Annotated in this window: 26 protein-coding genes; 11 read left to right on the top strand and 15 right to left on the bottom strand. The window is 70.8% G+C overall.

The genetic code is table 11. The annotated features are described in order from the left end of the window. Positions 1-59: 59 nt before the first annotated feature. The 5 genes from L324_RS36415 to L324_RS36395 all read right to left on the bottom strand — a co-directional run bounded on the left by L324_RS36415 (position 60) and on the right by L324_RS36395 (position 5,829). Entirely contained in the window at positions 60-1,346 is a 1,287-nt protein-coding gene (locus tag L324_RS36415) for an alpha/beta hydrolase family protein (RefSeq protein WP_235783748.1), read from the bottom strand. A 100-nt stretch (positions 1,347-1,446) separates the two neighbouring features. Further along, on the bottom strand, positions 1,447-2,388 hold the full coding sequence (locus L324_RS36410) for a TAXI family TRAP transporter solute-binding subunit (RefSeq protein WP_037319765.1): 942 nt from the start codon (positions 2,386-2,388) through the stop codon (positions 1,447-1,449). Then, complete coding sequence (locus L324_RS36405; RefSeq protein ID WP_037319763.1) at positions 2,385-3,788, bottom strand: sensor histidine kinase; 1,404 nt, start codon at positions 3,786-3,788, stop codon at positions 2,385-2,387. The genes L324_RS36410 and L324_RS36405 overlap by 4 nt, the downstream gene beginning before the upstream one ends. A gap of 3 nt (positions 3,789-3,791) precedes the next feature. After that, positions 3,792-4,454, bottom strand: a complete 663-nt coding sequence (locus L324_RS36400) for a response regulator transcription factor (RefSeq protein WP_037319782.1) — start codon at positions 4,452-4,454, stop codon at positions 3,792-3,794. Between the two features lie 16 nt (positions 4,455-4,470). Beyond that, the gene (locus tag L324_RS36395) at positions 4,471-5,829 is read right to left on the bottom strand and encodes an MFS transporter (RefSeq protein WP_037319761.1); all 1,359 of its coding nucleotides are present in this window, start codon (positions 5,827-5,829) and stop codon (positions 4,471-4,473) included. A gap of 191 nt (positions 5,830-6,020) precedes the next feature. On the opposite strand from L324_RS36395, the gene fabG reads away from it, so the two are divergent. Then, complete coding sequence (gene fabG, locus L324_RS36390; RefSeq protein ID WP_037319759.1) at positions 6,021-6,725, top strand: beta-ketoacyl-ACP reductase; 705 nt, start codon at positions 6,021-6,023, stop codon at positions 6,723-6,725. Between the two features lie 48 nt (positions 6,726-6,773). Continuing rightward, the gene (gene fabI / locus L324_RS36385; RefSeq protein WP_037319757.1) at positions 6,774-7,541 is read left to right on the top strand and encodes an enoyl-ACP reductase FabI; all 768 of its coding nucleotides are present in this window, start codon (positions 6,774-6,776) and stop codon (positions 7,539-7,541) included. A 518-nt stretch (positions 7,542-8,059) separates the two neighbouring features. On the opposite strand, the gene L324_RS36380 is transcribed toward fabI, so the two are convergent. From L324_RS36380 to L324_RS36370, 3 genes are all read right to left on the bottom strand, one after another. Then, entirely contained in the window at positions 8,060-8,464 is a 405-nt protein-coding gene (locus tag L324_RS36380; protein WP_037319755.1) for a nuclear transport factor 2 family protein, read from the bottom strand. An 8-nt stretch (positions 8,465-8,472) separates the two neighbouring features. Continuing rightward, on the bottom strand, positions 8,473-9,654 hold the full coding sequence (locus tag L324_RS36375) for a Cmx/CmrA family chloramphenicol efflux MFS transporter (RefSeq protein WP_037319753.1): 1,182 nt from the start codon (positions 9,652-9,654) through the stop codon (positions 8,473-8,475). Between the two features lie 70 nt (positions 9,655-9,724). Beyond that, positions 9,725-10,309 (bottom strand): TetR/AcrR family transcriptional regulator, encoded by a 585-nt coding sequence (locus L324_RS36370; RefSeq protein WP_037319750.1) that lies wholly within the window; start codon positions 10,307-10,309, stop codon positions 9,725-9,727. Positions 10,310-10,394: 85 nt separating this feature from the next. Between L324_RS36370 and L324_RS36365 the strand changes: the two genes are divergently transcribed. Then, positions 10,395-11,441 (top strand): ferrochelatase, encoded by a 1,047-nt coding sequence (locus L324_RS36365; protein ID WP_037319747.1) that lies wholly within the window; start codon positions 10,395-10,397, stop codon positions 11,439-11,441. Between the two features lie 62 nt (positions 11,442-11,503). Here L324_RS36365 and L324_RS36360 read toward each other — a convergent pair whose 3' ends face one another. Together L324_RS36360 and L324_RS36355 are read right to left on the bottom strand one after the other, a co-directional pair. Beyond that, a complete protein-coding gene (locus L324_RS36360; protein WP_037319744.1) occupies positions 11,504-12,127 on the bottom strand; it encodes a hypothetical protein in 624 nt (207 codons plus the stop codon). Then, on the bottom strand, positions 12,127-12,705 hold the full coding sequence (locus tag L324_RS36355; RefSeq protein WP_037319741.1) for a TetR/AcrR family transcriptional regulator: 579 nt from the start codon (positions 12,703-12,705) through the stop codon (positions 12,127-12,129). The genes L324_RS36360 and L324_RS36355 overlap by 1 nt, the downstream gene beginning before the upstream one ends. Positions 12,706-12,791: 86 nt before the next feature. On the opposite strand from L324_RS36355, the gene L324_RS36350 reads away from it, so the two are divergent. Then, entirely contained in the window at positions 12,792-13,688 is an 897-nt protein-coding gene (locus L324_RS36350) for an alpha/beta fold hydrolase (protein WP_037319738.1), read from the top strand. Continuing rightward, entirely contained in the window at positions 13,685-14,305 is a 621-nt protein-coding gene (locus L324_RS36345) for a VC0807 family protein (protein ID WP_037319736.1), read from the top strand. The genes L324_RS36350 and L324_RS36345 overlap by 4 nt, the downstream gene beginning before the upstream one ends. Before the next feature lie 10 nt (positions 14,306-14,315). Here L324_RS36345 and L324_RS36340 read toward each other — a convergent pair whose 3' ends face one another. From L324_RS36340 to L324_RS36330, 3 genes are all read right to left on the bottom strand, one after another. Further along, positions 14,316-15,113 carry an Rv1486c family protein gene (locus tag L324_RS36340; RefSeq protein ID WP_037319733.1) on the bottom strand — a complete coding sequence of 266 codons (798 nt, stop codon included), beginning with the start codon at positions 15,111-15,113 and terminating at the stop codon, positions 14,316-14,318. A gap of 61 nt (positions 15,114-15,174) precedes the next feature. Then, on the bottom strand, positions 15,175-16,392 hold the full coding sequence (locus L324_RS36335; RefSeq protein ID WP_037319731.1) for a sensor histidine kinase: 1,218 nt from the start codon (positions 16,390-16,392) through the stop codon (positions 15,175-15,177). Next, positions 16,393-16,845, bottom strand: a complete 453-nt coding sequence (locus L324_RS36330) for a hypothetical protein (protein ID WP_037319779.1) — start codon at positions 16,843-16,845, stop codon at positions 16,393-16,395. A 136-nt stretch (positions 16,846-16,981) separates the two neighbouring features. On the opposite strand from L324_RS36330, the gene L324_RS36325 reads away from it, so the two are divergent. The 4 genes from L324_RS36325 (at position 16,982) to mshC (ending at position 22,504) form a co-directional block, all read left to right on the top strand. After that, positions 16,982-18,379 carry a sigma 54-interacting transcriptional regulator gene (locus L324_RS36325; RefSeq protein ID WP_037319729.1) on the top strand — a complete coding sequence of 466 codons (1,398 nt, stop codon included), beginning with the start codon at positions 16,982-16,984 and terminating at the stop codon, positions 18,377-18,379. Positions 18,380-18,416: 37 nt separating this feature from the next. Continuing rightward, a complete protein-coding gene (locus L324_RS36320; RefSeq protein WP_037319727.1) occupies positions 18,417-20,372 on the top strand; it encodes a vWA domain-containing protein in 1,956 nt (651 codons plus the stop codon). Between the two features lie 53 nt (positions 20,373-20,425). Next, the gene (locus tag L324_RS36315) at positions 20,426-21,190 is read left to right on the top strand and encodes a MerR family transcriptional regulator (protein WP_037319724.1); all 765 of its coding nucleotides are present in this window, start codon (positions 20,426-20,428) and stop codon (positions 21,188-21,190) included. Positions 21,191-21,265: 75 nt separating this feature from the next. Further along, positions 21,266-22,504, top strand: coding sequence for a cysteine--1-D-myo-inosityl 2-amino-2-deoxy-alpha-D-glucopyranoside ligase (gene mshC / locus L324_RS36310; RefSeq protein ID WP_037319721.1), 1,239 nt, complete (start codon positions 21,266-21,268; stop codon positions 22,502-22,504). An 80-nt stretch (positions 22,505-22,584) separates the two neighbouring features. On the opposite strand, the gene L324_RS36305 is transcribed toward mshC, so the two are convergent. Then, positions 22,585-24,192 (bottom strand): ABC-F family ATP-binding cassette domain-containing protein, encoded by a 1,608-nt coding sequence (locus L324_RS36305; protein ID WP_037319718.1) that lies wholly within the window; start codon positions 24,190-24,192, stop codon positions 22,585-22,587. Between the two features lie 150 nt (positions 24,193-24,342). Continuing rightward, a complete protein-coding gene (locus tag L324_RS36300) occupies positions 24,343-24,822 on the bottom strand; it encodes a MarR family winged helix-turn-helix transcriptional regulator (protein ID WP_037319716.1) in 480 nt (159 codons plus the stop codon). A 152-nt stretch (positions 24,823-24,974) separates the two neighbouring features. On the opposite strand from L324_RS36300, the gene L324_RS36295 reads away from it, so the two are divergent. Then, on the top strand, positions 24,975-25,553 hold the full coding sequence (locus tag L324_RS36295; RefSeq protein ID WP_037319714.1) for an ArsR/SmtB family transcription factor: 579 nt from the start codon (positions 24,975-24,977) through the stop codon (positions 25,551-25,553). Next, positions 25,550-26,788, top strand: coding sequence for an MFS transporter (locus L324_RS36290; protein WP_037319711.1), 1,239 nt, complete (start codon positions 25,550-25,552; stop codon positions 26,786-26,788). Before L324_RS36295 ends, L324_RS36290 begins: the two co-directional genes overlap by 4 nt. Position 26,789: the final 1 nt, after the last annotated feature.

Below are 26,789 nucleotides of genomic sequence, written 5' to 3'. Positions count from 1 at the left end.
CGCACCGCCAGGAACCACCTGGATCACGAAGCCCATCGAACAGACTTACAGGACACGGCCTAGTCGATGAAGTCGATATCCGGATGCCGTGGCGACTCACCGTCGAACAGGTGCTGGTCCCGGCCGCGCAGGTGCAGGTCGAAGAACGCGCCGATGTAGTCCCGTTGCGCGGCGATGGACCGCCGCGGGTCGACGGTGCCGATGGCCGCCGCGCGCTTCTCCGGGGTCACGCGCGCGCCGAGCTGCGGCACGATCGTCTGCAGGTCGCTGTAGACCATGTGCGTGCTGCCGCCGCGCAGGAGCAGATCCCGTTTCCAGCCCCGCTGCTGGGCCCAGAAATCCGCCCAGCTGCGGTCGAATTCGGGATGCCGGTGCGTGTGATCCTGCGGTTTCCCGTTCTCGTCGGTGCCTTCGGCGCCCATCAGCAGGAACGGCCGGTCCAGGCCGCGTTTCGTGACCTCGCCCGGGACGTAGGCGGTTCCCGCCGGATAGCCGAACGCGGTCGCCATCGCGCCGTCGAGGTTGATCCCCGCGTCGATCCGGCGGTCGTGCACCATGGTCTCGCCCGCGGTGAACCCGCCGTAGGAATGCCCGTAGGCGCCGACCCGGGACAGGTCGAGCGACCGGCCGAGGCCCCAGGGGAGGGCGCGTTTCCCCGCGTCCGGGTTCTGACCCTTGGCGAGCTTCGCGAGCTGGTCGAGGACGAACCGGGTGTCGCCGACCCGGGCGTCGAGCGCCTTCTTCATGAACTCGGGGCCTTCACCCGGGGGCAGCGCCGGTTCCAGCCGCCCGCCGGGGAACTCGACGGCCATGCTCTCGTAGGTGTGCGAGAGCGAGACGACCACGTACCCGCGGCTCGCGAGATCGTCGACGATCGTCGAGTAGGTCTCGCGCGGGGCACCGAAACCGGGGGAGAAGAGCGCCACCGGCTTCGGTGCGCCGAGTGCCACCGGGACGCCGATCTCGGCGCGCCGCTTCGTCGATTGCCAGTCGATGGTGCCCGCCGGGAGACCGAGGTAGTCCTCGCCCGCCAGTACCTGGTCGATGACGGTGCTCATCCCGCGCGTGAGCCACGGAGCCCGCGGCCCGTCGGCGAACGGGTCCGCCGGATAGGTGACGGTGACCATGAGTTCCCGGCGCCGCTCCGGTTTCCACGGATCGGCGCGATCGCCGTCGACGAGATGGAGGTCGGTGGTGCCGACGTCGAAGTGGCCGGTGAGGGCCGGTGCGGTGAGCTCGACCTGATCGGCCGCGGTGGCGGGGGCCGCCGTGGCGAGCCCGCCCGCGAGCGCGAGGCCCGCGATGAGCGCGGAACCCCGCGCCACGTGCGTGTGTCTCGATGACACTGCTGGAATCCTTCCGGAACGGGGCGGCCGGGCGGCCGCCTGGTTCCGACCCTGGCAGCGCCCCGGGACGACGCGCATCACTCTGAAGGTGGAGCGGTGATCACCCGTGCAGGGCACGGTAGGCCGACGCGGCACCCGGATGCAGCGGCACCTTGCCGGTACCGATCAGGGTCCGGACGTCGAGGAACTGGGTTCCGACGGCGGGTGCCGGGACGAGGTCGGCGGCGTGGCCGACCAGCGCGCGCGCCACGGCGGCGGCGACGTCGTCGGGCAGGGAAGGCGCCGCCAGCAACAGGTTCGCGACGCCGATGGTGCGCAGTTCGCCGACACCCCGGTAGGCCTGGGCCGGGACGTGGACCTGGTCGTACACCGGTCCGTAGCCCGCGCGCAGCGCCGGAAGGTGCGCGTCCAGCGGAAGCAGGGTGATCGCGGTGGTCCGGTTCAGCTCGGTCAGCGCGGGCGTGGGGATGCCGCCCGACCAGAGCAGCGCGTCGACCTCGTGTGCCACCAGCGCGTTGATCGCCTCCCCGAGCAGGAGGTTCTTCGCGTTCACCGGGACCTGGGCGCGGGCGAACAGCCGGGTGCTGAACACGGCGACGCCGGACCCGCTCGCGCCCATCGCCACCGGCCGCCCGGCCAGATCGGCGAGCGACCGCACCTTGCCGTCCGCGCGGACCACGAGCTGGTGGTAGTTCTCGTAGACCCGGCCGATGGCCGAGAACGCGATGGGGACGGAGAACGGATCGGCGCCGGTGAAGGCGGATTCGGCGACGTCGCCGAGGACGAGTCCGAGATCGGCCCGCCCGTCCCGCAGCCGTCGCAGGTTCTCGACACTGGCCTCGGTCGCGACGGCCACCGCGCGCAGCCGTGGCTCGGCCCGGTTCAGCTGCTGGGCCAGGAGTTCCGCGAAGGCGAGGTAGAAACCACCGCTCTCGCCCGCGGCGATGACGACGTTCCGTTCGGGGCCCTGGTAGCCCGCCGTCGAACAGCCCGCGAGGGTGGCGAGCCCGGCGAGGAGCGCGGTGCGCCTGGTGACGGTCATGCCGCACCCCCGGCCGCGAGGGGGAGTTCGACGCGGACTTCGAGCCCGTGCGGTTCCGCCTGCCGCAGCTCGAGTTTCCCGCCCCGGGCGAGCACATGCTGGTTCGCGATCGCGAGTCCGAGGCCCGTCCCGCGCGGCGCCCCGTCGCCGCCCGCGCGCCAGAACCGCTCGGTCGCGCGTTCGCGGTCCTCTGTGGACAGTCCGGGTCCGTTGTCGGAGACGATGACCGTGGCGGTCGTGTCCCCGGTCTCGTAGCCGGTGGTGATGGTGGCGCCCTGGCCGGCGTAGTGCACCGCGTTGTCCAGCAGGACGTCCAGGACCTGCGCGAGATCACCCTCCGGGCACCGCACGGTCACCGGCGCGTGGTGGCCCTCCGCGGCCGCGAGGTCGACCCCGGCGGCGTCGGCCGACGGGCGCCACGCGTCGACCCGTTCCGCGAGCACGGAAGGAAGGTCGCAGGGTTCGTCGCCCGCTTCGCCCGCGGCCAGCCGGGTCGCCGCGCTTTCCGCGAGCGCCAGCGCGAGCAGGCCGTCGAGCAGGGACTCCAGGCGTTCGACCTCGGCGACGGTCGCGCGGTAGGTCCGCTGCCCGTCCTCGTCGACCCGCGAGGCCAGCGAGTCGACTCGCAACCGCAAGGCGGCCATGGGATTCCGTAACTGATGCGAGGCGTCCGCGACGAGACGGCGCTGCTGTTCGGACGCCTCGACGACGGCGTCGGACATCCGGTTGAACGAGGTCGCGAGCGAACGCAGTTCCCTCGGCCCCGCCCGGTCGGGGACCTGCGCGCGATGCCCCTCGGTCACCGCCTGCACCCCGTTCTCCAGTTCGTGCAGCGGCCGCACCATCCACCGCGCGAGCAGCACCGCGAGCAGCACGAACAGCGCCGCGACCAGCACCGCGCCCGCGACGATCGCGGCCCAGCGGGTGGCGACGTCGGCCGCCGCCGTCGCCACGGACGCCCGCAGCACGACCACGCCCGCCACTCGCGTCCCGGTGCCGACGGGACGGGCGAAGTAGACCGGGTCGGCGGACCACGGGCTCAGCTGTTCGGGGCCTTTCGCGGGCTGATTGCGAAGGGCCGATTCGACGAGCGAGCGCACCACCGGTTCCGCGGCCGTCATCCCGCCGGTCTCCACCAGCGGCACCCCTCGGGCGTCGACCACCACGACGGCCTCGCCGTATAACGACGAATACCGCGCGGCGTCGGCCGCCAGTGCGGCCGGGTCACCGGCGTCGACGGCCTGCTGGGCGAGGACGACGAACCGGTCGACGTCGGCGTTGCGGGCGATGACCAGCTGCTGGGTCCGCTGCGCCGCGGTCGAGCCGAACAGCGGGACCGCGAACGCGGCGACCACGGTCAGCGCGAGCGTGACGAGGACGACCAGCAGCCGGGCGCGCACCGGTCAGTCCCGGCCGAGGCGGTAGCCGAAACCCCGGATCGTCGTCAGCAGTCCCGGCCTGTCGAGCTTCGCGCGGAGCTGCGTCAAATGCACGTCCAGCGACCGGGAGACGGCGAGGTACGCGTCGCCCCAGACCTCGTCCATCAGCTGCTGGCGGCTCACCGCGGTCCCCGGCCGGGCGGCGAGCACGGCCAGGACGGCGAACTCCTTGGTGGTGAGCCCGATGTCGGTGCCGTCGACGAGCACACGCCGCGCGCCGAGGTCGATCTCGACGTCCTCGACGCGGACCACGCCGTCCTGGGGCGCCGCCGAGACGGCGGCGCGCCGGACGACCGCGTCGATCCTGGCCAGCAGCTCGGCGAGGCGGATCGGTTTGGCCAGGTAGTCGTCGGCGCCGAGCCGCAGCCCGCGCACCACGGAACGCTCGTCCCCGCTCGCGGTGAGCACGAGCACCGGCACGGGGGAGACCTGCCGGACCTTCCTCAGCACGTCGAGCCCGTGCATGTCGGGGAGATTGAGGTCCAGCAGGATCACGTCGGCCTCACGATGGCGGTGCAGCGCGTCGCTGCCCCGGATCACGTGGGAGACGGTGTGGCCGCGCGCCTGCAGCGATTCCGCGAGCGCGTCGGCGACGCCGGCGTCGTCTTCGACGAGCAGCACCCGCACGGCCACACCCTCCCGCCTAGCCTTCGCGGCCGGACACCAGCTCGGACTCGGGCCGCGGCTTCTTCTCCAGCTCCGAGGTCTTCGAGGTTTCCCGCATTGTGCCGTACACGATCAGCGACACCAGGACACAGCCCGCGACGTAGAAGAAGAACACCGATTCGTGGCCCGCGCCCTTCAGCGCCTGCGCGATGAGTTCGGCGGTGCCGCCGAAGATCGCCACGGTGAGCGCGTAGGGGAGGCCGACGCCGATCGCGCGGATCTTCGTCGGGAACAGCTCGGCCTTCACGATCGCGTTGATCGAGGTGTACCCGGTGACGATGACGAGTCCGGCCAGCATCAGCAGGAACGCGAGTACCGGCTCCTTGGTCCCGCCCATCAGCGTCATGATCGGGACGGTCAGCAGCGTGCCCGCGATCCCGAAGAACATCAGCAGCGGTCGGCGGCCGATGCGGTCGGAGAGCTTGCCCGCGAACGGCTGCAGGATCGCTGCGACGAGGATCGCGCAGAACAGGATCAGCGTGACCGTCCGGCGCGGGATGCCCGCGGTGTTCTCCATGAACTTCTGGCTGTAGGTGGCGAAGGTGTAGAACGACACCGTGCCGCCGAGGGTGAGGCCGACGACGAGCGCGATCTCCTTGGGGTACTTGATCAGCGCGCGCAGGGTGCCCTTGTCGCCCGCCTCCTTGCCGGTACCGGTCGCCTTGGTCTCCTCGAAGCTGGCCGACTCGTCCATCCCACGGCGCAGGACCATCACCACGACCGCGGCGAGCGCGCCGACGACGAAGGCGATCCGCCAGCCCCACGAGGTCAGCTGCTGCTCGGTGAGGATGGCCTGCAGCAGCAGCTGGAGGCCGAGCGCCAGCAACTGGCCGCCGTACAGCGTCACGTACTGGAAGCTGGAGTAGAACCCGCGTTTGCCGGGAGTGGCCACTTCGGACAGATAGGTCGCGGAGGTCGAGTACTCGCCGCCGACCGACAGCCCCTGGATGAGCCGGGCCACCAGCAGCAGGATCGGCGCGGCGATCCCGATGGTGGCGTAGGTCGGGGTCAGCGCGATCATCAGCGACCCGGCCGCCATCAACGTGACGGAAAGCACGAGTGCGCTTCGTCGCCCGAACCGGTCGGCGAACCGGCCGAGCATCCAGCCGCCGAGCGGCCGCATGAGGAAGCCGACGGCGAACACCGCCGCCGTGCCGAGGAAGGCCGCCGTCGTGTCCTTGGTGGGGAAGAAGGACTTGGCGAAGTACGTGGTGAAGGCGGCGTAGGCGTACCAGTCGTACCACTCGACCAGGTTGCCGATCGAGCCGCGCAGCACGTTGCCGACGACTCGCCTCTCGCTTACGGGCGGCGACGATTCGCCGATCCGGGTTGTCATCTTTGACCTCCTGTGTTCCGGCTCACGGTGAACAATCCGTGACGACCGGGCAAGGTTTCGGCCCGGTTCCTAACATCCGCTTAGGACGGTCGCGGTTACCCGGAGGTAGGGGTGGCGCGGCTCCGGCCGGTCCCGGGTGAGCCGATAACCTCAGTGCGTCAGCGGGACATGGACGAGGCGAGGAGAGCTCTGTGGGACGGTCGGTACTGGTCACCGGCGGCAACCGCGGCATCGGTTTGGCGATCGCGAAGGACCTCGCGGCGCAGGGACACAAGGTGGCGATCACGCACCGCGGTTCCGGCGCGCCCGAAGGCCTCTTCGGGGTGCAGGCCGACGTCACCGACGCCGAGCAGATCGACGCCGCCTTCACGCTCGTCGAAGAGCACCAGGGCCCGGTGGAGGTCCTCGTCGCGAACGCCGGGATGACCGATGACACCCTGCTCATGCGCATGAGCGAGGACCAGTTCACCCGCGTCGTGGACGCCAACCTCACCGGCGCCTACCGGGTCGCCAAGCGCGCCTCCCGCGGCATGCTGCGCGGCAAGTGGGGCCGCTTCATCTTCATCTCGTCCGTCGTCGGCCTCACCGGTTCCGCCGGCCAGGTCAACTACGCGGCGAGCAAGGCCGGTCTCGTCGGCCTCGCCCGGTCGCTCGCCCGGGAGCTGGGCTCGCGCAACATCACCTCGAACGTCATCGCGCCGGGTTTCGTCGCCACGGACATGACCGACGAACTCGGCGAGGACCGCAAGAAGCAGATCCTCGCCCAGGTTCCCTCCGGCCGGTACGCCGAGCCGTCGGAGATCGCCGCCGCCGTCCGGTACCTCGCCTCCGAAGAGGCCGGATACGTCAACGGCGCGGTGCTGCCGGTCGACGGCGGCCTCGGCATGGGCCACTGACGTCCCCCGTTTTCCCGTACTGATCACCCACTCCGGACTGGAGGTCCCGTGCCAGGACTGCTCGAAGGCAAGCGCCTGCTGATCACCGGCGTCATCACCGACGCCTCGCTCGCGTTCCACGCGGCCAAGATCGCGCAGCAGGAGGGCGCGAAGGTCGTGCTCACCGGCTTCGGCAGGCTGTCGCTCGTCGAGCGCATCGCCAAGCGTCTCCCCGAGGAGGCGCCGGTGCTGGAGCTGGACGTCACCAACCAGGAGCACCTCGACTCGCTCGCCGACCGCGTCCGTGAGCACGTCGACGGTCTCGACGGCGTGCTGCACTCGATCGGGTTCGCCCCGCAGTCCTGTCTCGGCGCGCCGTTCCTGGACGCCCCCAGCGAGGACGTGAAGGTGGCCGTCGACGTCTCGGCGTACTCCTTCAAGTCCCTCGCCGTGGCGACGCTGCCGCTGCTCTCGCGCGGTGCGTCGATCGTCGGCATGGACTTCGACGCGCGCGTCGCGTGGCCCGCCTACAACTGGATGGGCGTGGCGAAGGCGGCGCTGGAGTCGGTCAACCGGTACCTGGCCCGCGACCTGGGCCCGCAGGGCATCCGGGTCAACCTGGTCAGCGCCGGCCCGATGAAGACGATGGCCGCGAAGTCGATCCCGGGCTTCGCCGACCTGGAGAACGGCTGGGGCGACCGGGCCCCGCTCGGCTGGGACAGCTCCGACCCGGACCCGACGGCGAAGTCCGTCTGCGCCGTGCTCTCGGACTGGCTGCCCGCCACCACCGGCTCGATGATCATGGTCGACGGCGGTCTGCACGCCACCGGCTTCTGAGCCCTTCATCAACGCGGGGTTCGCACCCGGTCGCACAGCTTGATCGACACAGGATCAAGGACATGCCCGGAACCCGGCGCGCCCCGAGTGTGGAGGATTTGGGACGTTCACCGTCCCAAATCCTCCACGCCCGAACCTTGCAGGCACCAGTGATGTCGCATCCGGACCATCAAGAGCGGCGCTGACCAGCAACTCTGCGACTTTGCCGGGACCCTGACTTTCAACGTAGGGAAGGGGGCCTTCATGTTCTCCCTTGACCGCAGCCTCGAAAGACACAGCCCCCATCAGGGTGAGCGTGCTGGAAGTCCGTGAAGGCCTACGGCTGACCAGGGTTTGGGGTGAGGTTCGGACGCTGCCGCGATGAGATGTCTCATGCGCCTCGCCAGGGACGATCAGCGTCTCAAGTGTGGCGCTCGCGACCCTGTCGCGGCTGACTCCCGTCACCGAGACCAGAACGTCGCCGCGAAGCCCTCACTTGTGTCCCTTGTGGACAATAGGAGCGGCCGCCGCCGTCCCTTTCACGGGAGCAGGGCCTGTGCCACGTGCCAGGAGTCCTCGAGCAGCAGGTACTTGGTGATCAGGCCGTCGTCGTTCACCTCGAACTGGATGGTGAAGGCCGTCTCGATCACCTTGCCGGTACTGCGGATGGTCGAGCGCAGACGGCCGATCGCGACCGCGTGCGGCCCGTCGACGAGGACGCGTTCGACGTCGAACCGGTCCTTGATGAGGCCCTTGTCGAGCAGGTCGTAGAACTCGCGGATCTCCGCCGGGTTCCGGCGCGGGCCGATCCAGGGCACGAGGTCCGTCGCGCCGGGGATGTCCCACGCGACGTCTTCGGCGAAGAGTTCCGAGGCGCCGTCAGTGTCCCCTGTGGACATTCGGCGGAAGAACTCGGTGAGGGTGGCTTCGGTGCGTTCGGACATGTTTCTCCTTAAAGGGTAACGGTTTCGCGGAGCGGGCGGCGGTCGTCGGTGCGCTGGACACCGGCGGCGAGGGTGAGGGCGAGGATCGTGGCGACGCCGAGTCCGGCGCTCACCCACGCGACGCTCGGATAGCCGAGACCGGCGTCGATCGACTCGCCGCCTAGCCAGGGGCCGACGGTGTTGCCGACGTTGAACGCGGCCGTCGTACTGGCGCCGACGAGGGTCGGTGCGGTGCCCGCCACCGCGAACGCGCGGACGTTCAGTGCGGGGTTGACGCCGAATCCGGCGACGCCGAACAGGAACACGGCGAAGATCGCGAGCGGGGTTTCCGGACCGGAGACGGCGAGCAGGACCAGCGCGAGCAACGCGAGGGCCAGGCCGCCGTACAGGGTGGCGAACGGCCTCGCGTCGGCCAGCCGCCCGCCGACGGTGATCCCGAGCAGCGCGCCGAGCCCGAACAGGGACAGCACGCCCGGCACCCAGCTCTCCGGGAGTCCGCTGATCTCGGTCAGCAGCGGCGCCAGGTAGCTGAAGGTCGCGAAGATCATCGCCTGCGCGAGAGCGATCACGCCGAGCGCCAGCCAGAACCGGCCGCCGCGGTAGAGCCGCAGTTCGGCCGCGACGTCGGGCTTCTCCTCACCCTTCTGCGTTTCCGGGACCAGGGCGAAGACCCCGATGAGCGCGATGACGGTCAGCGCGGTGACGGCCCAGAACGCGGCCCGCCAGCCCGCGTGCTGGCCGAGGAAGGTGCCCGCCGGGACACCGGCGATGTTCGCGACGGTGAGCCCGCCGACCAGGATGGCCAGCGCGCGGCCACGGCGTTCCACCGGGACCAGCGCGACCGCGGTGGCCGCCGCGACGGCCCAGAACCCGGCACAGGCGACGGCGCTGACGACGCGTGTCGCGAACAGCAGCGCGTATCCCGTCCCGAGCGCGCCGACGACGTGGGAGAGCCCGAAGATGACCAGCAGTCCCATCAGGGTGGCTCGCCTCGGCACGCGCAGGGTGGCTATCGCCAGCAGGGGAGCGCCGACGACCATGCCGATCGCGAAGGCGGAGATGAGCAGGCCCGCTTCCGGGATGCCGACGCCGAGGTCGGCCGCCATCCCCGGCAGCAGGCCGGTGATCATGAACTCGGACGTACCGAGCGCGAACACGCTCAGTCCGAGCACGCACACTGCCAAAGGCACGGGATCTTCCTCCAGTTTTGTATTGATCAGTCCAAAATGTGGGCAGCGTCGCCCACGGGCGGATTCCGGCTTACTTGGCGGCTATCGCGTCCACCGCGATGCTCGCGACGGCCTCCATCGCCGCCCGGTTCGCGCCCCGCCGGGACATCAGCCGGAGTCCGGCGACGGTGCTGTGCGCGAATTCGGCGATGTCGGCGGGTTCGCGGGCGTCGTCGATCGTCCCGTCGAGCTGCCCTTCCCTGGCGCAGGCCGCGAGCAGGGTGAGATGACGCGCGGTGTCGGCGTCGATCCGTGCCTTGATCTCGGCGTCGCGGTCGCCGAACTCGGCCACCGTGTTGACCACGAGGCAGCCGCGGCCGTGGGTCGCGACCTCCTCGTCGATGGTGAACGAGAACAGGGCGCGGAAACGCTCGATGCCCGCCCCGGCCTCCTCCAGCAACGCCGTCCTGGAGACGATGCCGCGTTCGGCGTAGTGGTCGAGCGCGCGCATGAACAGTTCGTGCTTGCTGGTGAAGGTGTTGTAGATGCTGCTGCGGCCCAGGCCGGTGGCTTCGCAGAGGGCCTGGGTCGACGTGCCCTCGTAGCCGCGCGCCCAGAACGCGTCCATGGCGCGCCCGATCGCGGCGCGCTCGTCGAATTCCTTCGGCCTGGCCATGGAAACGACCGTACCAGGTTTTGGATCGACCGGTTCAAAACGGGCCGGGTCAGCGTGCGGGGCGCCACAACGGCAAGATGACAGGGTGGGTTACGACGCGCTGCTTTGGCTTTCGTTCGGTGGTCCCGAGGGACCCGACGAGGTGATGCCGTTCCTGGAGAACGTCACGCGGGGGCGGGGGGTCCCGCGGGAACGGCTGCTCGAGGTCGCCGAGCATTACCAGCACTTCGGCGGGGTCTCGCCGATCAACCGCCTGAACCGGGACGCGATCTCCGCGGTGGAGAAGCAGCTCGCGAAGGCGGGGATCGACCTGCCCGTCCACTTCGGCAACCGCAACTGGCGGCCGATGGTCGAGGACACGCTGGCGGAGATCACCGAGGCGGGCGCGCGGCGCGTCCTGGTCTTCCCCACGAGCGCGTACGGCGGTTACTCCGCCTGTCGTCAGTACGACGAGGACATCGAGCGTGCCCGCGCCGCGGTCGGCGTCGGCGCGCCGGAACTGGTCAAGCTGCGGCAGTTCTTCGACCACCCGCTGTTCGTCGGCGCCGTCGCCGACGCGGTCCGCGCCGCGCACGCCGAACTCGGGAACGCGCCCGGCACGAGGACGGTCTTCTGCGCCCACTCCGTGCCCGAATCCGCCGACGCCGCCTCCGGTCCGCCCTCGGAAGGCGGCCACCGCTACTCGCGTCAGATCGCCGAGGCCGCCCGCCTCGTCGCGGCCGAAGCGGGGATCGAGACCTACGACGTCGTCTGGCAGTCGCGTTCCGGGCCGCCGCAGGTGCCGTGGCTGGAGCCGGACATCGTCGACCACATCGACGCACTGCACGCGGACGGCGTCACGTCGGTGGTCGTCTGCCCGGTGGGCTTCGTCTCAGACCACCTCGAGGTCATCTGGGACCTCGACAATGAGGCCGCCGAGCGCGCCGCCGAACACGGCATGGGGTTCGCACGGGCCGCCACTCCGGACACCGACCCGCGCTTCGCGGAGCTCGTCGTCGAGCTGGTCCGTGAGCACACGGAAGGATTGCCCGCGCGGAAGCTGTCACCGTTCCCGGCGGCCGGATGCACGGTGAACGGCGCTCCTTGCGCTGTCGGGTGCTGCGAGCCCGCGAAGAGGCCCGCGCGTCCTTAACACCCCTCGGCCTCGTGAGTGGTAATGACGGTTAGAACCGTCATTACCACTCACGAGCGGGATCAGTCGTAGAAACCCATGTCCCTGGACCTGACCTTCAGGTGTTTCGTCGAGGTCAGTGTCCCGCCGTAGTGGTAGCAGCGGATGCCGGTGTCCACCAGTTCGTCGTCGACGCCCAGCCTGACGGTCGTCACTTCCGGCATCTTGTCGCAGCGCAGGACGTCGTCGGCGTCGAGCGGGTCGCCGTTCTGGAAAGCCATGATCGATTCGTGGAACTCCCGGTGCACCTGTTCCCGGACGAGGAACCGGGCCTTCGCGGTGATTTCCTGCTTGTAGGTGTCCAGAGCCAGGCCAGGGGAGTAGTCGTAGATCCGTGCGTCGATCTGGACGGTCTGGTCCTTGAAGTGGGCGGAGCAGCTCAGAAAACCGCCGGAGAACTCCCCGCACTGGAGGGTGAGGCCGGGATCCGGTCCGCCGATCATCTCCTCCGCTCGCCCTTCGATGTCGTAGCGGACCTTGGCCGCGAGCTCGCGCGGGGGCTTCTCCCGTGCGGCCGCCGAGGTCGGTACGGGACTGGGGACGGGTTCCGTGGTGGCCTCGTCGTAGCGCGGCCCGCACGCGCTGAGCAGGGCGATCGACGCGACGGCGAGGATCGGAGCGGTGCGACGGGGCTTTCGGATGGTCATCAGACTGTGATCCTCGACAGGTGCAGGTCGATGAGGCCGATGGCCTCTTCGCCGGACTGGTAGCCCAGCAGCACCGCGTCTCCCAGGCCGGCCACCAGTGCCAGCAGGAGGGTGGCCTCGGTGGCCGGATCGACGGTGGGCACGAGATCGCCGTCGTCGCGGGCGGCGGCCAGTATCGCCGCCACCGCGTCGCGGAGCGCGCCGTGGCCGGTCCGGAAGTGGCCGGCGATCTCGGGATCCTTGAGCGCGCGCATCAGGAAGGCGTTGGCGACCAGTGCGTCGTCCCTGGCGTCTTCGTCCAGGGGGAGCAGAGCGACGAGCAGATCCCGGACACCGGGCTTCTCGCCGGGAAGGCCGGCGGCGATGCGGTCTTCGAGCCCGCCCCGCAAGGTGGTCGCCGCGTAGCGCAGCATCTCGTCCCTCGACGCGAAGTAGTGCTGGACGAACCCTTTCGAGATACCGGCTTCGGCGGCGACCTCGTTCAGGCTGACGCCTTCGAGCCCCCGGTCGGCCGCGATGCGGCGGACGGCCGCGGCGATCTGCCCCCGCCGGTGCTCGTGGTCGACTCGTTTGGGCACTCGCCGCTCCTTTAACAGTCCGATCGGATTGCCAACGTTTCACCAACTGGTTACAATCCGATCGTACCGTAAAAGAGGGAGGACATATGAAGGTGGGCGGTTTCGCTTCGCCGGAGGCGCGGGCCGAGTACGAGGTCGTCTACGCGCGGGGATTGGCGGCTTTGCCCCCACCGGCGGGGATCCACGACATCCAGACGGCGTTCGGGGTGGCGCGCGTGTACCGGTTCGGGCGGCCGGGCGGAACACCGATCGTGCTGTTGCCCGGTCGCGCGGGGACCGCGGTGATGTGGGAACCCAACCTCTCCGCCCTGCTGCGGCACGGGGAGGTCTACGCGCTGGACCTCATCGGCGAGCCCGGACGCAGTCGGCAGACGGCCCCGATCCGCGACGGCGAGGATCAGGCCGCGTGGCTGAGCACGGTGCTCGCGGAACTCGAGCTGCCGGCCGTCCACCTGGTGGGGTACTCGTTCGGTGGCTGGCTCGCGGCCAACCTCGCCGCGCGGGCGCCGGAGCGGCTCACGTCGCTCACCCTGATCGATCCGGTGCTGACGTTCGGCGGCTTGACCGCGGGACTGGTCCTCCGTGCCACGCTCACCGCGGTCCCCGTCGTCAACCGCTGGGCCCGCCCGTCGTTCCTCCGCTGGATCTCCGGCGGCGCGGAGGTCGACACCACCGACCCCGTCGCGCGGGTGATCGACGAGGGCATCCGGACCTTCCGTATCGCGCTGCCCGCGCCCAGGCTGATCACCGACGCGCAGTTGCGTTCGCTGCGGATGCCGGTGCTGGCCCTGGTGGCCGGGCGCAGCGTCATCCACCGGCCGGACCGCGCCGCCGCCCGCGCCCGCGCGCTGCTGCCGCGGGGGCAGGTCGAACTGTGGCCGTCGGCGACCCATGCCATCGCGGGCGAAGCGGCGGCCGAGGTCAACGCGCGGATCTTGTCCTTCCTGGCCGACTGCGACGCGGCGGGGAAGACACGATCATGACCGCGCGCGGGAGGAACCCGGCCCTCGCCTTGCTGCTCTGGGACGTCGCGGTGCCACTGGCCGCCTACTACGGGCTCCGGCTCGCCGGACAGAGCGAGCAGGTCTCGTTGCTGGCCGGAGCGGTGCTGGCCGCCGTCCGGATAGCGTGGGTCGCCGTCCGCGACAGGTGCTTCGACGGCTTCGCCGCGTTGCTGGCAGGCGTGCTCGGGGTCGGTCTCGTGTTGTCGCTGGTCACCGGCGACGCGAAGTTCTTGCTGCTGAAGGAATCCTTCGGCACCGCGACCGCGGCGATCGTGCTGCTGCTGAGCTGCTTCGGCCGCACCCCCATGGTGCTCGTCGCCGTGCGCGCCGGCTCCAGCGCGGCCAAACGCGCCGAACTCGATCGGCTCACCGGCGAGATCCCCGCGCTCCGCCGGGCTTTCACCCGGATGTCGGCGGTCTGGGGAGTGGCCCTGCTCCTGGAAGCCGCGGTCCGGGTGCCGCTGGTCTACACCTTGCCCGCCGACGTGATGAACGGGCTCAGCGTGGTCCTCTTGCTGGCCGTGATCGGCGGGCTGTCCCTGTGGTCCGTCCGGTACGCCGGAAAGATCCAGGAACGGCACGCCGTCGCCGTGTGAACCGCAGGCGCTAGGGGTGCCGGTCCGCCTGGTCCGCGAACACCCGCACCGCTTCGTTGATCGCCGCGTACCGCGCGTTCCGGATCGCTTCGGCCAGCGGCCGCAACGCTTCCGCCCGCCGAAGCGCGGCCGAGGCGGAGAGCGCGCCACCCGGATCGTCGGATTCGGCGATCGCGAGGATGGCCGCGATCTCCTCGGAGCGCTGCAGCACCCGCAGTGACCGCCCGGGCATCCCGGCGGGCCAGGGCGCGTCGGTGGCCGACCGCAGGCGCGCCGAAAGTTCCGCCCGCACACCCGGCCGGTCGCTGGCGACGTCGAGCGTCTGCAGCGCGCCGGCACTCGCGCGGATCGCGTCGGTCAGGCCGTGCTCGGCCTCACCCAGCGGCCGGTACTCCAGGACACCCGGCATCGGCACCGAATACACGGTCCACCGCATCAGCCCTTCGGCGATCGTCTCCGGAACCAGGCCGTAGCCGAAATCCGGCAACACCACGGCCTCGCCCGCCCGCAGCGCGGCCTCGGTGAACGGACCACCGCCCCCGAGCCCGCGGACATCACCGGGCACCGGCATCAGCAACTGCATGCTCTTCGCGCCCTGCGCCCGCAACGCGAGAAGCAGCTGGACCGGGGTCGCCGCACGATTGAACGCCAGCGGCAGATCGAACGCCTCGGCGGCCGCGGCGTCGGCGGCGACGACGTCGTGGGCTTCGCCCCAGACCTGAAGGGCGTCAAGGACGTCGTCGGAGGCGGCGGCTCCGTTCAGCCACGCCGAAGACCAGACCGCGAGGGTCGCACTAGGACGGCACACTGGGTTGATTTTAGTCGTGCGCCGCCCGAAACCGTGCGCAGGGCGCGGATCGGAAGCAAAGTCACGCGGGGCGCGCACCCAGCGGGACACGGGCCGAGATCCCGGTGCCACCGCCCGGTTCGGACTCGATCCGCAGCGTTCCCGACAGGCTTTCGATCCGCTGGCGCATCGCGGTCAGCCCGAAGCCGCCCCCGGTGGTGTCACCGCGCGGATCCAGCGGATCGAACCCCCGGCCGTCGTCCCGGACGTCCACGGCCACCTCGCCGTCCAGGTAGGACAACGTCACCCCGGCGCGGGTCGCGCGGGCATGGCTGGCGACGTTCGCCAGCGCCTCCTGCGCGGTCCGCAGCAACGCGATCTCGGTCTCGGGGGACAGCGGCACGACGGTTCCGGTGGTGGTGACCCGCACCGCGACGCCGTGCAGCGCCGACCACCGGTCCGCGACGCCTTCGAGCGCTTCGCTCAGCCGCGAAGTCCGCAAGGGTTCGGGCCGCAGCGCGTGCACCGAACGCCGGGCCTCGGTCAGGCTTTCCCGCGCCAGCGCCGTCGCCGCGGTGGTGCGCCGTCGCCACGAATCCGGGTCGTGCTCGGCCGCCTGCAACTGCGTGATGATCCCGGTGAGCCCCTGCGCGAGGGTGTCGTGGATTTCGCGGGCCATCCGTTCGCGTTCGTCGTGCACGGCGGTGTCGCGCGCACTGGTGAGGAGCCGGTCGTGGAGGGCGGCGTTCTCGGCGAGGCTCGCCTCCAGCCGCCGGTTCGCTTCGGCCAGCTCCCGCAACGTCTTCTCCCGTTCCCGGGTCCGTTCGCCGCTGCGCCAGGCGAACCAGGCGAAACCGCACATCGGACCGGCGTTGACGGCGAGCACGGCCAGGTACGCCAGCACCCCGGCGAACGTGGACTTCTCCACGCCGTAGGCCTGGGCGGTCCCGGCCACCACCGCCACCGCGGCGACGCCGGGAAGGACCCACGGCCACGGCAAGAGCCGGAACGCGTAGACGTAGAGGGCGGGGGTGAAGCAGCCGAACCACGGCGCGTCGAGTACGAGGACCAGCGTGATGGCCGTCAGCACCCCCAGGAAGACGGACATCGCCGGCACGCTTTCCCACCAGGCGGGCGGCAGGGCGAACAACCCCAGCATCCATCCGGCGGCGAGCCCGCAGAGGACGAGTTCCGGCCATCGCGCTCCGCCGGTCACCAGGCTGAAACCGGCCAGGACCGCCAGGAGCGCGAAGGGCAGCGAGGTCACCACCGGACCCCGCAGCTGCTCCGGAACTCTCATTCACACCCCCGCTGTACGCCCACTCGCGAACAACGATCGCAGATGACCGCCGTTGGCGATCACCGCGACACCGATCAGGACGAGACCGCAGAGCCCCTGCTCGATCCGCATCCACGTGGGCAGGAAGCCGGGCAGCGAGATCAGCACCGCGATCGCGACCACCATGGCCGCCGAGGCGATCCGCAACCGCAGGTACGCACCGCGCCGTCCGCGAGCGGCGCCGAGGACGAACACGAACAGCACCACCGAGGCGATGAGCACGCCCTCGCCGCGGACCCAGACGACGTCGGTCACGAGGTCCGGCCGGTCGCGCCAGAGATACGCGACGACGAGGGCGAGCACGCTGAGGCCGATGTAGCAGCCGACGAGCGCCTTCATCCGCAGGAAGGCCGTGCGGCTGCGAGGGTGGTCGAGATCGTCCTGGGGCACCGGAGGTTTACGCGTTTTGGGCATGGACCCAGCCTCGCGCGCGGGCACCCGGTCCCACATCGGCCGATCTCTGGAGACCGCCATCCACCGATCGGTTGATCCTCGGGCTGGAGTTGCTTCACGTCGACAGGGCCCACGATCGCGACGTAGCGTCGAACAGGTGAACGCTGTTCCCGCACATCTGCCCCGGACCGCCGGGGACCTCCGCGCGGCAGGCATGCTGCCGCGCTCGATCAAAAAAGAACTGCACGACAACCTGCTCGCCAAGCTCCGTGCCGGGGAAGACCCCTGGCCGGGGATCGTCGGCTTCTCCCGTACCGTCCTGCCGCAGCTGGAACGCGCGCTGCTCGCCGGCCACGACGTCGTCCTGCTCGGCGAACGCGGCCAGGGCAAGACCAGGCTGCTGCGGACCCTCGCCGGACTGCTCGACGAATGGACGCCCGTCATCGAGGGCGCCGAACTGGGCGAGCACCCGCTCGACCCGATCACCCCGGAATCCCGCCGCCGCGCCGCCGAACTCGGCGACGACCTGCCGGTGACCTGGCGCCACCGCGACGAGCGCTACACGGAGAAACTGGCCACACCGGACACTTCGGTCGGTGACCTGATCGGCGACGTCGACCCGGTGAAGGTCGCCGAGGGCCGCAGCCTCGGCGATCCCGAGACCATCCACTTCGGACTCGTCCCGCGCGCCCACCGCGGCATCGTGGCGATCAACGAACTGCCCGACCTCGCCGAGCGCATCCAGGTCGCGCTGCTGAACGTGATGGAGGAACGCGACATCCAGGTGCGCGGGTACACCCTGCGCCTGCCGCTGGACGTGCTGCTGGTGTCGACGGCCAACCCGGAGGACTACACCAACCGCGGCCGCATCATCACCCCGCTCAAGGACCGGTTCGGCGCGGAGATCCGGACGCACTACCCGCTCGACGTCGACGCGGAGATCGCCGTCGTGAAGCAGGAGGCGGACCTGGTCGCCGAGGTCGGCGAGCCGCTGCTGGAGGTGCTCGCCCGGTTCGTCCGGAACCTGCGCGAATCGCCGGTCATCGACCAGCGTTCCGGCGTCTCGGCGCGGTTCGCCGTCGCGGCGGCGGAAACCGTGGGCGCGGCGGCGCTGCGCCGCTCCGCGCTGACCGGCGAGGACCCCGCCGTGGCGCGCCCGGTCGACCTCGAAGCGGTGCCCGCCGTCCTGCGCGGCAAACTCGAATTCGAGCCGGGGGAGGAGGGGCGCGAAAACGAGCACCTCGTGCACCTGCTGCGCCGGGCGGTCGCCGAGACGGCCCGTTCGCGGTTCGCCGGACTGGACCTCCTGCCGCTGGCCGACGCCGTCGAGGACGGCCATCTGGTGACGACCGGGGAACGCGTGCCGGGTAAGGACGTGCTCGCCGCGCTGCCGGAACTGCCGGTGCTCCACGACGTCGCCGCCCGCGCCGGGGTCGGCCCCGGCGAACCGGCGGGCCGGATCGCCGCCGCGGTCGAACTGGCACTGGAATCCCTGTTCCTGTCGAGGAAACTCGCCAAGGACTCCGACGACTCGACGACCGTCTACGGCCGATGAACTCACCGCCGACGTACTCTTTCCCGCGGAGGCGGCGATGACACAGCCGGAAGGCTATTCGTACGGGCCGTGGCACGACGGCCCGGATCCGCTGGCGCCGCCCGCCGATCTGCGGGACGCGCTCGACGAGATCGGCCGCGACGTGATGGCGGGGGCCTCGCCCCGGTCGGCGCTGGAGGAACTGCTGAGGCGCGGGACCCCGCGCACCGCCGGGCTGGACGAGCTGACCAGGCGGCTGTGGCAGCGCCGGTCGGAGATCCAGCGCCGCCACCGGCTGGACGGCACCCTCCAAGAGGTCCAGCGGCTGCTCGACGAGGCGCTGGAGGCCGAGCGGCGTGACCTGTTCCCCGACCCGGACGACGACGCCCGGTTCCGCGAAGCACAACTGGACGCGCTGCCGCCGGGGACGGCCGCGGCCGTCCGTGAACTCGCCGAGTACGACTGGCGATCGCGGCAGGGCCGGGAGAACTACGAGAAGATCCGCGATCTGCTCGGCCGTGAGCTGCTGGATTCCCGTTTCGAAGGGATGAAGGAGGCGATGCGGAACGCCGGTCCGGAGGACGTCGAGCGGGTCAACCGGATGCTCGCCGACCTCAACGACCTCCTGGCCGCGCACGCGCAGGGCCGTGAGGACGTGACCGAGCGGTTCGCCGGGTTCATGCGCGAACACGGGGAGTTCTTCCCGGAGAACCCGAAGAACGTCGAGGAGTTGATCGACGTCCTCGCCGCCAGGGCCGCGGCCGCGCAGCGGATGCTCAACTCGATGACCCCCGAGCAGCGCGCCGAACTGGCCGAGCTGGCCCAGCAGGCGTTCGGGGACCCGCGGCTCGCGCAGCAGCTGTCTACTTTGGACTCGCAGCTGCGGGCGCTGCGGCCCGGTGAGGACTGGACGTCCTCGGAACGCTTCCGCGGCAACGATCCGCTCGGTCTCGGCGAGGGCGCGAGGGCGATGTCCGACCTCGCCGAACTGGACGCGCTGGCCGAGCAGCTGGGCCAGTCCTATCCGGGGGCGCGGCTGGAGGACATCGACATCGAGGCGCTCCAGCGTCAGCTCGGCCCGGACGCGGGCGTCGATGCCCGCCGGCTGTCCGAACTGGAACGTGAACTGCGGCGGCAGGGTCTGTTCGAACGGGCCCCCGACGGCTCACTCCGGTTGTCTCCCAAGGCTTTGCGTCGCCTCGGGGAAACCGCGCTCGCTGACGTCGTGAACGCGTTGCGCGGCAAGGCGGGCAGCCGGGAGACCGAATCGGCCGGTGCCGCGGGCGAGCCGACCGGCGCGACCAGGCCGTGGCGGTTCGGGGACATGCAGCCCTGGGACGTCTCCAGGACGGTCCGCAACTCCGTCCTGCGCTCGGTTTCGGTGGGCGGGCGGTCCGTCCGGATGGACGTCTCCGACGTCGAGGTGATCGAGACCGAGCACCGGTCGCGCGCGGCGGTGGCCCTGCTGGTCGACACGTCGTGGTCGATGGTGCAGGAAGGCCGCTGGCTGCCGATGAAGCGGACGGCGCTCGCGCTGCACCAGCTGATCAGCACGCGGTTCCGTAACGACGCCCTGCAGCTGATCACCTTCGGCCGTCACGCGACGGCGGTCGAACTGGCCGAACTGGTCGGCCTGGAGGGCGCCTGGGAACAGGGCACCAACGCCCACCACGCCCTGCTCCTGGCCGGACGCCATTTGCGGCGGCATCCCGACGCGCAGCCGGTGATCCTGATGGTCACCGACGGTGAGCCGACAGCGCATCTGGAACCCGACGGCACGGCGGAGTTCGACTATCCGCCCCAGCCGAGGACGTTGCTCAAGACGCTGTCCGAAGTGGACCGGATGGCGAAGCTGGGCGCGTCGGTGACGGTGTTCCGGCTCGGGGACGACCCGCGCCTGACGGCGTTCGTCGACCTCATCGCCCGCCGTTCGGGCGGCCGGGTGGTGGCACCCGACCTCGACGGGCTCGGCGCCGCCGTGGTCGGCGACTACCTGCGCACCAGGAAACGGTAGGTCAGCGGCCGATCCCGTTCCGGCCGGGCGGCGGGGCCACCTACGCTGGACCGATGGGGTATCCGGTGGGGAAGGTCGCGGCGTGGTCCGGGGTCACCGTGCGCACGCTGCACCACTACGACGAGATCGGCCTGCTCTCCCCGAGCGGCCGGACTTCCGCGGGCTATCGCAGCTACAGCGACGAAGACCTCGATCGCCTGCAGCGCGTCCTGTTCTACCGCGAACTCGGCTTCGGCCTGGAGACGATCGCGAAGGTCGTCGACGATCCGGGCCTGGACGCGCTGGAGCATCTGCGGCGGCAGCGGACGCTGCTGCTGGAGCGGATCGGTGAGCTGAGCCGGATGGTCGAGTCCGTCGAACGGGTGATCAAGGCGAAGCAGGTCGGCGGCGCGCTGACGCCGGAGGAGAAGTTCGAGGTCTTCGGCGAGTTCCGTGAACCGGAGGGGTACGCGGAGGAGGCGGTCCGGCGGTGGGGCGAGACCCCGCAGTGGCAGGCGGCGGCGATGCCACTGTCCAAGGAGGAATGGAGCGAGGCGGAGAAGGCCCGTGAAGACTGGGTCCGGCGGCTGCTCGACGTCGTCGACTCCGGCGCGCCCGCCGACAGTGCCGCGGCGATGGACCTCGCCGAGGAACACCGGCGGATGCTGGCCGCGTTCATGGGGGACTGCGACCACGGCCTGCACCGCGAGATCGCCGGGATGTACGCGACCGAACCGGTCCAGCTCGGCTTCCTGGTGCGCGAACCGGACCAGCGGCCGGGCCTCGGCGAGTACATCCGGGACGCCGTCCACGCCAACGCCGACCGGGCCCGCGGGTAGGGGATCCGGTTACTCCGGCCGTGTCCGCCTCCCACCGGGCGGGAACGGCGCGGCGGCTCCGCTTACAGTCGAGGTATGCAGACTTGGTCATCGGTCGACGTGCCCCGTATCCCCGGCACCCCCCGTCCGCTGCGGCTCCACGACACCGCGACGGGGCAGATCCGCCCCACCGCACCGGGGTCCACGGCCCGGATGTACGTCTGCGGCATCACGCCGTACGACGCCACCCATCTGGGGCATGCCGCCACGTATCTGACATTCGACCTGGTGAACCGCCTGTGGCGCGACGCCGGGCACGACGTCCACTACGTCCAGAACGTGACCGACATCGACGAGCCCCTGCTGGAGCGCGCCGAGCGGGACAAGGACGACTGGGTCGTACTGGGCATGCGCGAGACGGCACTGTTCCGCGAGGACATGACCGCGCTGCGGGTCCTGCCGCCGCGGCAGTTCGTCGGCGCGGTGGAGAGCATCCCGGAGATCGTCGAGGTGATCGCCAAGCTGCTGGCGAACGGCAGCGCGTACCGCGCCGACGACGCGGAGTACCCGGACATCTACTTCGACCACAACGCGACCGGGCACTTCGGCGCCGAGTCGAACTACGACGCCGAGACCATGGCGAAGTTCTTCGCCGAACGCGGCGGCGACCCGGACCGGCCGGGCAAGCGGCATCCGCTCGACGCCCTGCTGTGGCGGATGGCGCGGCCGGGCGAGCCGTCGTGGGAGTCGGAACTGGGGGAGGGACGCCCCGGCTGGCACATCGAGTGCAGCGCGATCGCGGTCAACCGCCTCGGCCTCGGCTTCGACGTCCAGGGCGGTGGCTCCGACCTGATCTTCCCGCACCACGAGTACAGCGCCGCGCACGCGGAGGCCGTCGCGGGCGACCGCCCGTTCGCGCGCCACTACGTGCACGCCGGGATGATCGGCCTCGACGGCGAGAAGATGTCGAAGTCGCGCGGGAACCTCGTGTTCGTCTCGCGGCTGCGCGCCGACAAGGTCGACCCCGGCGCGATCCGGCTCGCGCTGTTCGCCGGTCACTACCGGGAAGACCGCCCGTGGACCGCGCAGCTGCTCGCGGACGCCGAAGACCGGCTCTCGCGCTGGCGCGAGGCCGTCTCGCTCGCCACCGGCCCGGCCGCGGAGGACACGATCGCGCGTCTCCGCGACCACCTGACCGACGATCTCGACACCCCGATGGCGCTCACCGCCGTCGACGCCTGGGTGAGCGAGGCGCTGAAGCGCTCCGGCTCCGACCCGGCGGCGCCCGGCCTGATCCGGAACGCGGTCGACGCGCTGCTCGGCATCGTGCTCTGAGAAACGTCATGAGGGTCCCCATAGGACGAAATTCGTCCTATGGGGACCCCTTATGACACACCCGACGCCCGTATAACGCCCTATACTGCGACCCGGCCGTCCGCCAGCCGCAGGCGGTCACCCGCCCAGTCCCGCCGCAGCCAGCGATCATGCGAAGCGACGACGACGGCGCCCGGAGCCGTGTCGAGGGCGGCGAACAACTCCTCGGCCAGGCTGAGCGAGAGGTGGTTCGTCGGCTCGTCGAGGAGGAGGACCTCCGGCGGATCGGCGACCAGCAACGCCAGCGCGAGCCGCCGTCGCTGCCCGACCGACAGCGCGCCGACCCGGGTCCCGAGGTCGCGCGGAGCCAGCAAGCCCAGGCTCCGTAACGGCGGAGCGGCCTCGCCGAGCGCTTCGGAGTAGGTCCGCTGAGCCGACTTGTCCGGCTCGGCGAACTCGACATCCTGTGCCAGCAGCCCGATCCGCACCCCGCGTCCACGAAGGACGGTCCCGGCGTCCGGGGTGAGGGCGCCGGTGAGCACGGACAGGAGCGTGGACTTCCCCGCGCCGTTCCCGCCGGTGATCAGGAGCCTCGACGTCGTCGTGATGTCGAGCGTGTCCAGCCGCAACCGGCCCGGGACCTCGATGTCCCGTACCGAGATCGCCGTCTTGTCGTCGCCGGGCCTGCCGGTCAGTTCCGCCTGGAACCGCAGTGGCGCGGGTGGCTTCCGCACCTGATCGCGCTCCAGCTCGTCCAGCCGCAGCTGGGCGTTGCGGACCCGCCGTGAGATCTGTTTCTGCACCCTCCCGGTCTTGAAGTCGTACAGCATCTTGGCGTTGTCGCGCTGCGGCCGGTTGTGCGCGACGTTGCGCGCGGTGACGGCCACCGCTTCGCGCAGTTCCTTCAGCTCGTCCTGTTCCTCGGCGTACCGCTGTTCCCAGCGCGCCCGTTCGGCGCGTTTCTGGTCCAGGTAGGCGGAATACGCCCCGCCGTACCGCGTCGGGCCACCCAGCGCCGGATCGAGGTCGACGATGTCGGTGCACACCGCGTCGAGGAACACGCGATCGTGCGACGCCAGCACGAGGACCCCGGTCAGCGACGCGAGATGCTGTTCGAGGAACTCCATCGCGGCGTCGTCGAGGTGGTTCGTCGGCTCGTCGAGGATCAGCGTCCCCGGCCGCCGGATCAGCAGCGCGGCCAGGCCGAGCCGCGATCGCTGCCCGCCCGACAGGGTGCCCAGCGGCCGCGCCGGGTCGATCCCGGCGAGACCGAGGCCCGCGCACACGACCTCGGCCCGCCGGTCGGCGTCCCAGAGATCGTGCGCCTGGGCCCATTCGAGGACCGTGCCGTACTCGTCGAGCACGGCCGCGTCGTCAGGGTGTTCCGTGAGCGCTTCGGTCAGTTCGTCCAGCCTCGCCGACGCCTGCCGGATTTCGGCGAGCGCGTCGTCGAGGACGTCGGAGAACCGGGCCGTCGAGGGGAACGGCAGTTCCTGCAAGAGGAATCCGACGTCGTCGCCGCGGAGCACCTCGCCGGCGTCGGGCTCTTCGACCCCGGCGAGCAGCCGCAGGAGCGTGGACTTCCCGACGCCGTTCTCGCCGACGAGGCCGAGCCGTTGCCCCGCCGAAGCGGTCAGGTCGACACCGTCGAGCACGACGCGGGCGCCGTAGGAACGGACGAGGTCTTTGGCGATCAGCGAAAGAGACACAGGACATCACCGCGTTTCGGATCCGTGGGGGATCCCCGCCGGGCGTTGTCGCTTACGGGAGCCGTGCTCGACCGAAGCAGCCTCGGGACGGGGTGGGTGCGGGTGTCAGTTGTCCATGATGGGAGGAATTCTAACGCAACCTATGTAGCGTTAGTCAACCCCCTTTTCCGGTGAGCCGGATCGCAGGCGGGCGGCCTCTTGTTCGGCGAAGGCGCGGCCATCGGTCATGACGCCGAGAAGTGCCGCGAGCTGGCGCCGGTCGAGCCTGCCGAGACGATCGCCGAAGAAGCGGGCCATGGGGGCGTAGAGATCGCCGACGTCGTCCAGTCGGTCGGGGAGCGGGCGGATCAGGAGGCGGCGGCGGTCGGCCGGATCGGGGACGCGCTCGACGAGACGCTGCTTCTCCATCCGGTCGAGCAGCCGTGTCGCCGCGCCGGTCGTCATGCCGAGCGCCCGGGCGAGACCCGTCGGCGAGGTCGCGGCACCGCTGATGACCAGCTGGAGGCCGTGCAACTCGGTGGGGCTGATCCCCAGCCGCTCCGCCATGGCCGTCTGAAACAGCACGGTCGCGCTGACGAACCGGGGGATCTCGAGGGCGGCCGCGGTGGCGAGTTCCCGCTGGTCGGGCATATGCGTTCCTGGGGCAGTAGTTGACTTGTGCAGTTACCGAGGTAAGCAGCAACTGTCCCGGCAAGGGTATCGAGGCCGGTTGACAACCCCGGGGCCGCCTGGAAGTCTGAAAGAGAGCTTTCGAAAGAACTCTTTCAGATTGGATCGAGCCGATGGCCGGGTTGCCGCCGCGCAAGCGGATCGAGGACGCCGAGCTGATGCGGGCGCTGGCGCATCCGCTGCGGTCGGCACTGCTGGACCACCTGATGGCGGTGGGCCCGCGGACGGCGAGCGACTGCGCGACGGCCGTCGGTTCGAGCGCCTCCAACATCAGCTGGCATCTGCGCCAGCTCGCCCAGCACGGGCTCGTGGAGCGGGTCGAGGCGGAGGACGGGCGGGAGCGGCCCTGGCGCGCGTGCCAGGTCGGCCTCGAATTCGGCGACGACCCCTCGCTGCGCGGGGCACAGCTCGCCGTCCTGGGCACGACGCTCGCCCGGGAGCGGGAACTGACCGAGCGCTACCTCGACGCCGCCGACGGGCTGGAGCAGGAGTGGCAGGACTCCGCCGGCATCAACACGTACTCGCTGCGGGTCACCGCGGCGGAACTGGACAAGCTGATCGAGGGGATCGACGCGCTGGTCCGGCCCTACGTCGGCGCGATCCGGAAGGACGCGCCCGAGGAGGCCCGGCCGGTGCATCTGGGGTTGCGCGCGTTCCCGCGCATCGACGCGGAGGGGAAGCCGAGCAGATGAAACCGTTGAGGGAACCCGCTTTCGCGCGGCTCTGGATCGCCGCCTTCTTCTCCGAGACCGCCGAGTGGATGCTGCAGATCGCGCTGCCGGTCTTCGTCTTCCAGGCGACGGGGTCCGCGGCCACCACGGCGCTGAGCATCGTGCTCGGCCTGCTGCCCGCGGTGCTGCTCAGCCCGGTCGCCGGGGTGATCGCGGACCGCTGGAACCGGCGGCTGGTGCTGTGCGTGGTGTGCGCGGGACAGGCGTTCGTCGCGCTCCCGCTGCTCTTCCTCGGGGCCGACGGCCCCGTGGTCGTGATCTACGCGGTCATGGCGGGCCAGGCGGGGCTGGCTTCGTTGTTCGAACCCACGCGCAACGCGCTCGTGCCGGAACTGGTCGCCCCGGACGAGCTGATCGGCGCCAACGGCCTCATGAGCATCAACAGCAGCGTCTCGCGGCTCGCCGGTGGCTGGGCGGGCGGTCTCCTGCTCGGCTTCGGCGGTCTGGGCTGGGTCGTGGTGACCTACCTCGGGGTGCTGGTGATCGCGTCTCTCCTGCTGGCGCGTCCCTTCCGCCGGGCCACGGCACCCGTCGCGGCCGGTCCGCACGAGCCGGTGGTGAAGGCGTGGCTCGACGGCCTGCGCGAGATCGGCCGGGAAGGGCGGCTGCGCGTGGCCGGTTTCGTCGTGGTCCTGACCTCGTTGGCGCAGGGGATGTTCCTGGTGCTGTTCGTGGTCTTCGTCCTCGACATCCTCGACGGCACCGAAGGCGACGTCGGCCTGCTGCGCGGCGTGCAGGCACTCGGCGGTCTGGTCGCGGGCTTCGCGGTCGCCACGGTCGCCCGCAAGGTCGCGCCCGCCGCGTTGCTCGGCTGGGGTGGGCTCGCGCTCGGCCTGCTGTCGGCGCTGATCTGGAACCTGCCCGCGCTGACCGCGTCGCTGGGTGTCTACATCGGACTGTTCGGCCTCGTCGGCGCGCCGGGGGTGCTGGCCGGGTCCGGGCTGTTGTCGCTGGTCCAGACGGCCGCGTCGGCCGAACGGTCCGGCCGGGTGCTCAGCACGATGTTCGCCGGGATGGCGGGGTTCACCGCACTGGGCGCGCTGCTGACCGGCGGGCTGGTGAGCGTGCTGGGCGCCGGTGTCCTGCTGAACGTCCAGGCGGCGTTGCACACCGCCTCGGCGCTGATCGTGCTGGGCGTGCTGGCGTCGGGTCGTTTACGCGGGGATGCGGTTTCGGCGGTTCCCCGGTCCGGGTGAA

This window comes from Amycolatopsis orientalis DSM 40040 = KCTC 9412, from assembly GCF_000478275.1.
In the GTDB taxonomy this organism is placed as follows: domain Bacteria; phylum Actinomycetota; class Actinomycetes; order Mycobacteriales; family Pseudonocardiaceae; genus Amycolatopsis; species Amycolatopsis orientalis.
Note: the sequence above shows the minus strand (reverse complement) of the source record. Positions and strands in the feature narration are given on the sequence as shown.